A 7,029-nucleotide genomic window follows, 5' to 3' on the forward strand; every position below is an offset into this window, starting at 1 on the left:
CTGATATGTGGTATTTCACCTGGATCCTGGGGCTGCTGCTGGCCTGTGCGTTTGGGATTATCAATGCGCTCTGGCTGGAGCACACCGAGAACCTGGATCGTCAGATTGATGAAGACAAGTGACAGGCTCGCCCGGCTGGCCGCTCCTCTGGAGCGCCAGCCATGGCAAGGTCTGATGCTGCTGGCGGCGGCCCTGCTGGCTGTCGCCATCTTGCAGGCGCCCAACCTGGTCGCGGCCAACACCAGTGAGCACGGCCTCTGGCTTGCGCCCTGGCTGATGTGGGCGGTCTGTTGCGGTGTCATGCATGGACTGGGGTTTCACCCGCGCAGCCTGGTGGGTCGCGTGCTGTTCTTCCCCTGGCTCGCCCTGCCCAGTCTGCTCTGCGGGCTCTGGCTGACCAGCAGCTACTACCTGCCATAAATGATGAAGGAGGTCGGCATCAGCCCACCTCCTTCTTCTTTTTGAGGGGCGTGCCGTCGCCCGGTCAGAGCGACAGAACCTCGCTCGTCACGCCGCTCGCAGCCACTGCTCTTGTCCGCTTTTCTTGCGATGCTGACAGCCCTGTGGTCTTCGGCCTGTCGGCGCCGCAGCACGCCATAAAAAACAGGGGGAGAGGGGATTTCCCTGTCTCCCCCTGCTTCTTTCCTATTCAGCCCTGCGCTATGATAGCCCCCCATCTGACTGTCGAATGGATCACAGATTTTTATGGGGGAAGTCTCTGAGTTTCCGGTGCGTGTCTACTACGAAGACACGGATGCCGGAGGCATCGTCTACAACGCCAATTATCTCAAGTTTATGGAACGGGCCCGCACCGAATTCCTGCGCGCAGGCGGCATCGAACAGGATGTCCTGCTGCAGGCGGGGATCGCGTTTGTGGTGAGTCGCACCGAAATCGACTTCCGCGCGGCTGCCCGCTTCAATGAACTGCTGACCGTAATGACGCAAGTAACTGAAGTGAAACGCGCTTCCATGCGTTTTTCACAGCAGATCCTGGCGGCTGATGGACGGCTGATCACTCAGGCCATGGTACAGATCGCCTGTGTCAGTCATCCGCAAATGAAACCTGTTGCAATACCTGAAAAAATCAAGGGAGTGCTGTTAAGTGCACGCTGAAATTTCGTTTATTGGCCTGTTCTGGCAAGCCAGTCTGTTGGTGAAACTGGTCATGATGACCCTGATGGGCATGTCGGTCGTCTCCTGGGCGCTGATCATCCAGCGCTCCAAGGCCATCAAGGCGGCCAACCTCGCCTCGGAGCAGTTTGAAGACAGATTCTGGTCCGGGGTCGACCTCAATCGTCTCTACCAGGAGTCCTCCTCCCGTCGTGACGACATTGAAGGCATGGAAGACATCTTCTACTCCGGCTTCAAGGAGTATGCCCGCCTGCTCAAGGCCGGTGCCCGTGGTCAGGATGCGGTGATGGACGGCACCTATCGTGCCATGCGCGTCTCCCTGTCCCGTGCAGTGGACGATCTCGAGTCCAACCTGCCGGTGTTGGCGACCATCGGTTCCATCAGCCCCTATATCGGTCTGTTCGGTACCGTCTGGGGGATCATGAACGCCTTTATCGCTCTGGGTCAGGTTCAGCAGGCGACCCTGCAGATGGTGGCACCGGGTATCGCGGAGGCGCTGATCGCCACCGCCATGGGTCTGTTTGCCGCCATCCCGGCCGTTATCTTCTACAACCGCTTCACCAACAAGGTCGAACGGCTGGAAAACGCCTACGCCAACTTCATGGACGAGTTCACCACCATTCTGAACCGCCAAATCGCACAGCAGGGTGAGAAGTAATGCAAACCTATCAGCGGCTCAAACGCAAGAAGGTCGCCGAGATCAACGTGGTGCCCTATATCGACGTCATGCTGGTGCTGCTCATCATCTTCATGGCGGTCACGCCCGTGATCACGCAGGGGGTCAAGGTCGACCTGCCCCAGGCGGAGTCCGAGCAGTTGCCGGAAGACTCCAAGCCGCCTTTCATCGTCAGCGTCAATACCGAGGGTGAGTACGTCATCAAGGCCGGTGAGGCGGATGACGAACCTGTACCGAGTGGCACACCAGAGGCGATGCAGCAGTACATCACCGAGAAGGCCATGGGCTATCTGGCCATCAACCAGAACGCGCCCGTGGTGGTCGCCGGTGACAAGTCCGTGCGCTACGAGGAGGTGATCCTGCTGATGGTGGCCCTCAAGAAAGCCGGTGTGCCTCAGGTTGGTCTGATGACGGATCCGGTGAACTGACGGAGATGGATGTGAAGCGTGGTATTTCCGGTTATCTCGTCGCGTCGCTGCTGCTGCATCTGATCATCGGCATCATCCTGCTGGTCGGTGTCGACTTCAGCAAACCCAAGCGCCCCGAGTCCAAGGGACAGATCGTCAATGCGGTCATGATGGACAGCGAAATGCTGGAGCAGCAGATGCAGCAGGTCCAGCAGCAGAAGCAGGCCCAGCCCAAGGCTGCACAGCAGCAGAAGGACAAGGAAGACGCTGAGCGCGTCAAACGCGAGCTGGCACAGGAGCAGGAGCGTCTGCGTATCGCCGAGACCAAGCGCAAGCAGGCCGAAGAGGCGACCCGCAAGGCCGAAGCCGACAAGCAGAAGAAAGAGGCTGAACAGAAGCAGGCGGAAGAGAAGGCCCAGAAAGCCGAGGAAGCCCGCAAGCTGGAAGAGCAGAAGACCAAGAAGGCCGAAGCCGAACGCAAGGCGGCGGAAGAGGCCAAGGCGCTGGCGCTCAAGAAGAAAAAAGAAGAGCTGGAGAAGAAGCAGGCTGAAGAGAAGGCCAAGGCGGAAGAGGCCAAGGCCAAGAAAGCGGAAGCCGAGAAGAAGGCCAAGGCCGAAGCCGAGAAAAAGGCGAAGGCGGAAGCCGAGAAGAAAGCCAAGGCCGAGGCCGAGAAGAAGGCGAAGGAAGAGGCTGACAAGAAGGCAAAAGCTGACGCAGAGAAGAAGGCGAAGGCCGAGGCTGACAGAAAGGCCAAGATTGAGGCGGAGCGCAAGCGCAAGGTGGCCGAAGAGGCCAAGTTGCAAAAAGAGATGGAAGCCATGATGGAGCAGCAGCTGGCCGCCGAGGCCAATGCGCGCAGTCAGGCAGCATCGGCAGCCGCCAAGGGCGAGGTCGACAAGTATGCCGCCCTCATCAAGGCCACGGTCGAGCGCTACATGATTTTGGATCCCACCATGCGGGGCAAAACATGTACTATCGGTGTCAAGTTGGCCAGTAGCGGCTTCGTCATCTCGGTGGACAACGGTCAGGGTGATCCGGCGGTCTGCCGCTCCGGCAAGGCGGCGGTGCTGAAGGCCAACCAGTTGCCGGTGCCGAAGGATCCGGCGGCATTCGAGATGTTGAAGGAGTTTAACCTCAAGTTAGAACCGAGCATCTAAGCGTGATAGAACGGGGTCAATGACCGTGGTTGGCAGCATCTGCTGATAAAGGGATTTCACCTCTCATTTTTTTGGAACAGAGTATTTAAGCCATGATAAGAAAAGTGTTTTTTGCTTTGGTTGGCTGCCTTCTGCTAGGCCAGAGCGCTCAGGCGGCCTTGGACATCGTCATCACCGGCGGTATCGACAGTGCACGCCCCATCGCCATCGCCCCCTTCAAGTGGGAGGGCAATGGCCAGTTGCCGCAGGATATCGCGGAAGTGGTCTCCAACGACCTGATGCGCAGCGGCAAGTTCAAGCCGCTGGCCCGTGGCCAGATGCCGCAGACGCCGAGCACCAGCGGCGAGATCAACTTCGCGCCCTGGGCTTCCCAGGGGGTCGAAGCCGTGGTGGTCGGCTCCATCGCCGCCGTGGGTGATGGCACCTACAAGATCAACTTCGAGCTGGTCGACGTCCTGAAAGGCCAGCTGGCCAAGACCCAGGGCGGTGAAGCGAACGGTTACATCCTGGACAGCCGCATGGCGACCATCCCGGGTGCCCAGATGCGCCAGTTTGCCCACCGCATCTCCGACATCGTCTACGAGCGTCTGACCGGGGAGCGTGGTGCCTTCCTGACTCGTCTGGCCTATGTCTCCGTGCAGCAGGGCACCCAGTTCCCGTATCAGCTGCGGATCTCCGACTACGACGGCTACAACGAGAAGACTCTGCTGCGCTCCCGTGAACCCCTGATGTCCCCGGCCTGGTCGCCGGATGGCAGCAAGCTGGCTTACGTGAGCTTCGAGAACCAGAAGTCCGAGATCTATGTGCAGGACATCTACACCCAGCAGCGCAGTCTGATCACCAGCTTCCGTGGCATCAACGGTGCGCCGGAGTGGTCTCCAGATGGTCGTCGTTTGGCTATTGTTCTGTCCAAAGATGGGCAGCCTGACATCTATGTCGTTGATGTTGCTAGCAAGCAACTCACTCGAGTCACAAATAACCGCACCATCGACACCGAACCCTCCTGGATGCCGGACGGTCAAACTTTGCTGTTCACCTCTGAACGTGGTGGCAAACCCCAGATTTATAGCGTAAATTTGGCGACTGGCATGACTCGCCGGATGACCTGGGAAGGGGATTCCAACCAGGGGGCATCCATCACACCGGACGGCAAGTCCATGGTGATGGTGACCCGGGTTCAGGGACAATATCGCATCGCTCGCCAGGATATGGAAAATGGAGCCATGCTGGTACTGACCCAGAGTGCTCTGGATGAATCGCCAAGTGTGGCTCCCAATGGCAGCATGATCATTTATGCCACCATCTATCAGGGTCGTAAGAGTCTTGCATTGGTGTCGACCGACGGTCGCTTCAAGGCAGTGCTTCCGACCAGTAGCGGTGAAATTCGTGCACCAGCTTGGTCGCCCTTCTTGAATTGATAAAAATCGATTGTTTTTTGTTTTGTTATAAAGGTTTAAGGAAATAGCATGCAACTCAATAAACTGCTCAAGGGTCTGGCCATCGCACTGCCACTGTTCACCCTGGCTGCCTGTAGTTCCTCTTCCGACTCCGACGCCGCTGGCGCCGAGTCCGGCATGACCGACGGCATGGGCGGTGTACAAACCGGCGGCGCCAATGGCATGTTGTCCCCGGAAGAGCAGATGCGTCAGAAGTTCGAAGCGCTGCAACGCGACAACGTGATCTACTTCCCGTACGATGGTTACGACATCCAGGGTCAGTACGCCGACCTGCTGGATGCCCACGCCAGCTACCTGCGTGAACGTCCGAGCGTCAAGGTACTGATCGAAGGCCACGCCGACGAGCGCGGTACGCCGGAATACAACATCGCGCTGGGTGAGCGTCGTGCCAAGGCTGTTGCCAAGTATCTGCAAACCCTGGGTGTGCAGGCCGAGCAGCTCTCCATCGTCAGCTATGGCGAAGAGAAGCCGCTGGATCTGTCCCACACCGAGGAAGCCTTTGCCAAGAACCGCCGTGCGGTCCTGGTTTACTAAGGTTTGAGTCGAACGAAGTTCGTTTATATGCAAGCGGCCATTTCGATGGCCGTTTTATTTGCACTAAACGTCAAGGTTTGATCCGAATGAAATCTGTATCAGCGAGCGACGATGGCGCTGGCCGTTTTATTTGCACTAAACGCTAAGGTTTGATCCGAATGAAATCTGTGTACAAGCAAGCTGGTGTTGCGCTGGCCGTGTTGGTTGCTTTGAATGCGCAAGCGGCGGCACCCGTGAGCGATCTGAGCGGGGATTCTGGCAGCAGCGGCGTGGTGCTGAGCGGCAACAATGGTGCCATCGTACCAACCGGCAGCCTGGAGGACCGGGTTGCTCTGCTGGAGCGTACCCTCAACGCCCGTCTGCGTCTGCAGGCCGAACTGCAGCAACAGGTCGACTCCCTGCAAGGGGAGGTCTCCGAGCTGCGTGGTCAGCTGGAGCAGCAGACCTACCAGATGGAGCAGTCCCAGGAGCGCCAGCGCCAACTCTACCAAGAGCTTGACAAGGTGGCCAACAGCCAGCCAGCCGCCACGCCCGCAACACCTGCTGCAGGTGCTGCAACGCCTCCTGCCGCGGCTGCCAACTACTCCACCAACCAGGATGAGAACCAGGCCTACGACGCGGCCGTGAACATGGTGCTCAAGGAGAAGAACTACGACAAGGCCATTCCTGCCTTCGAAGGGTTCATCAAGCAGTTCCCGAACTCCAGCTATGTCCCCAATGCCCACTACTGGCTCGGCCAGCTGATGTTCAACAAGGGTGACAGGGCGGGGGCCGCGAGCCAGTTCTCCACGGTGGCGAACAAATACAGCAAGTCACCCAAGCGGGCCGATGCCCTGCTGAAACTCGGCATGCTCGCCCAGCTTGACGGCAAGAAAGCAGAGGCCAAGGCCTTCTATGAGCAGGTGATCAAGGGTTACCCCAACACCTCGCCGGCCCAGCTGGCCAAACAGAGTCTGGCCAAGCTGTGACATTGCTGCATGTCACTGTTTTCGTAACACTCTTGTAAATACCGCCGTGCTTTGTATGCGCAGTGAACAATCAGATTTAATTTAAGATTTTTCTATTGCGCCAGGATGATAAATCCGTAATATAGGCCGCCGTCAGAGCCGGAGCAGTAATGCAGTCGGCACTGGTCGTGGTGAGGGTCGTTAGCTCAGTCGGTAGAGCAGTTGACTTTTAATCAATTGGTCGCTGGTTCGAATCCAGCACGACCCACCATTTCTTCACAGCAGGTGAAGACAATATTCCCAGGTCGTTTAGCTCAGCTGGGAGAGCACCTCCCTTACAAGGAGGGGGTCACTGGTTCGAGCCCAGTAACGACCACCATGTTGTAACACTGGCCGCCACATGCGGTTGGTGAAAGGTTCAGGATGTGGGTCGTTAGCTCAGTCGGTAGAGCAGTTGACTCTTAATCAATTGGTCGTAGGTTCGAACCCTACACGACCCACCACTCTGAATATTGAATCCCAGGTCGTTTAGCTCAGCTGGGAGAGCACCTCCCTTACAAGGAGGGGGTCACTGGTTCGAGCCCAGTAACGACCACCATGTTGTAACGCTGGCCGCCCATGCGGCTGGTGAAAGGTTCAGGATGTGGGTCGTTAGCTCAGTCGGTAGAGCAGTTGACTCTTAATCAATTGGTCGTAGGTTCGAACCCTACACGACCCACC

The 7,029-nt window shown here is 57.9% G+C and carries 9 protein-coding genes and 5 tRNA genes; all 14 read left to right on the plus strand.

Features of this window, described 5'->3' with window-relative positions; genetic code table 11:
* The first annotated feature begins 5 nt into the window (after positions 1-5).
* The 14 genes from cydX (at position 6) to AB5Y80_RS08505 (ending at position 7,027) form a co-directional block, all read left to right on the plus strand.
* Entirely contained in the window at positions 6-122 is a 117-nt protein-coding gene (cydX, locus tag AB5Y80_RS08440) for a cytochrome bd-I oxidase subunit CydX (protein WP_005331536.1), read from the plus strand.
* The gene (locus AB5Y80_RS08445; RefSeq protein ID WP_039039483.1) at positions 109-420 is read left to right on the plus strand and encodes a cyd operon YbgE family protein; all 312 of its coding nucleotides are present in this window, start codon (positions 109-111) and stop codon (positions 418-420) included. Before cydX ends, AB5Y80_RS08445 begins: the two co-directional genes overlap by 14 nt.
* Positions 421-705: 285 nt before the next feature.
* A complete protein-coding gene (gene ybgC / locus AB5Y80_RS08450) occupies positions 706-1,113 on the plus strand; it encodes a tol-pal system-associated acyl-CoA thioesterase (RefSeq protein WP_010672872.1) in 408 nt (135 codons plus the stop codon).
* Positions 1,103-1,789 carry a protein TolQ gene (gene tolQ / locus AB5Y80_RS08455; RefSeq protein ID WP_010672873.1) on the plus strand — a complete coding sequence of 229 codons (687 nt, stop codon included), beginning with the start codon at positions 1,103-1,105 and terminating at the stop codon, positions 1,787-1,789. Before ybgC ends, tolQ begins: the two co-directional genes overlap by 11 nt.
* Positions 1,789-2,235: a protein TolR gene (gene tolR, locus AB5Y80_RS08460; protein WP_010672874.1), complete on the plus strand. Its 447-nt coding sequence runs from the start codon at positions 1,789-1,791 to the stop codon at positions 2,233-2,235. Before tolQ ends, tolR begins: the two co-directional genes overlap by 1 nt.
* Positions 2,236-2,240: 5 nt before the next feature.
* Complete coding sequence (tolA, locus tag AB5Y80_RS08465) at positions 2,241-3,371, plus strand: cell envelope integrity protein TolA (protein ID WP_368172794.1); 1,131 nt, start codon at positions 2,241-2,243, stop codon at positions 3,369-3,371.
* Positions 3,372-3,463: 92 nt separating this feature from the next.
* The gene (gene tolB, locus AB5Y80_RS08470; RefSeq protein WP_010672876.1) at positions 3,464-4,789 is read left to right on the plus strand and encodes a Tol-Pal system beta propeller repeat protein TolB; all 1,326 of its coding nucleotides are present in this window, start codon (positions 3,464-3,466) and stop codon (positions 4,787-4,789) included.
* A gap of 48 nt (positions 4,790-4,837) precedes the next feature.
* A complete protein-coding gene (gene pal / locus AB5Y80_RS08475; RefSeq protein WP_010672877.1) occupies positions 4,838-5,362 on the plus strand; it encodes a peptidoglycan-associated lipoprotein Pal in 525 nt (174 codons plus the stop codon).
* Positions 5,363-5,520: 158 nt separating this feature from the next.
* A complete protein-coding gene (gene ybgF / locus AB5Y80_RS08480; RefSeq protein ID WP_010672878.1) occupies positions 5,521-6,330 on the plus strand; it encodes a tol-pal system protein YbgF in 810 nt (269 codons plus the stop codon).
* Positions 6,331-6,504: 174 nt separating this feature from the next.
* Positions 6,505-6,580, plus strand: a tRNA-Lys gene (locus AB5Y80_RS08485).
* 32 nt (positions 6,581-6,612) lie between these two features.
* A tRNA-Val gene (locus AB5Y80_RS08490) sits at positions 6,613-6,688 on the plus strand.
* A 48-nt stretch (positions 6,689-6,736) separates the two neighbouring features.
* Positions 6,737-6,812: transfer RNA gene (locus tag AB5Y80_RS08495), tRNA-Lys, on the plus strand.
* 19 nt (positions 6,813-6,831) lie between these two features.
* A tRNA-Val gene (locus AB5Y80_RS08500) sits at positions 6,832-6,907 on the plus strand.
* 47 nt (positions 6,908-6,954) lie between these two features.
* Positions 6,955-7,027: transfer RNA gene (locus AB5Y80_RS08505), tRNA-Lys, on the plus strand.
* Positions 7,028-7,029: the final 2 nt, after the last annotated feature.

This window comes from Aeromonas sp. R2-1 (genome assembly GCF_040908425.1).
GTDB lineage: Bacteria > Pseudomonadota > Gammaproteobacteria > Enterobacterales > Aeromonadaceae > Aeromonas > Aeromonas caviae.

Excerpts from the sequence above, each read along its gene's own strand:
- cydX (WP_005331536.1), top strand. The coding sequence starts at position 6 with ATGTGGTATTTCACCTGGATCCTGGGGCTGCTGCTGGCCTGTGCGTTT.
- AB5Y80_RS08445 (WP_039039483.1), top strand. The coding sequence starts at position 109 with ATGAAGACAAGTGACAGGCTCGCCCGGCTGGCCGCTCCTCTGGAGCGC.
- ybgC (WP_010672872.1), top strand. The coding sequence starts at position 706 with ATGGGGGAAGTCTCTGAGTTTCCGGTGCGTGTCTACTACGAAGACACG.
- tolR (WP_010672874.1), top strand. The coding sequence starts at position 1,789 with ATGCAAACCTATCAGCGGCTCAAACGCAAGAAGGTCGCCGAGATCAAC.
- tolA (WP_368172794.1), top strand. The coding sequence starts at position 2,241 with ATGGATGTGAAGCGTGGTATTTCCGGTTATCTCGTCGCGTCGCTGCTG.
- tolB (WP_010672876.1), top strand. The coding sequence starts at position 3,464 with ATGATAAGAAAAGTGTTTTTTGCTTTGGTTGGCTGCCTTCTGCTAGGC.
- pal (WP_010672877.1), top strand. The coding sequence starts at position 4,838 with ATGCAACTCAATAAACTGCTCAAGGGTCTGGCCATCGCACTGCCACTG.
- ybgF (WP_010672878.1), top strand. The coding sequence starts at position 5,521 with ATGAAATCTGTGTACAAGCAAGCTGGTGTTGCGCTGGCCGTGTTGGTT.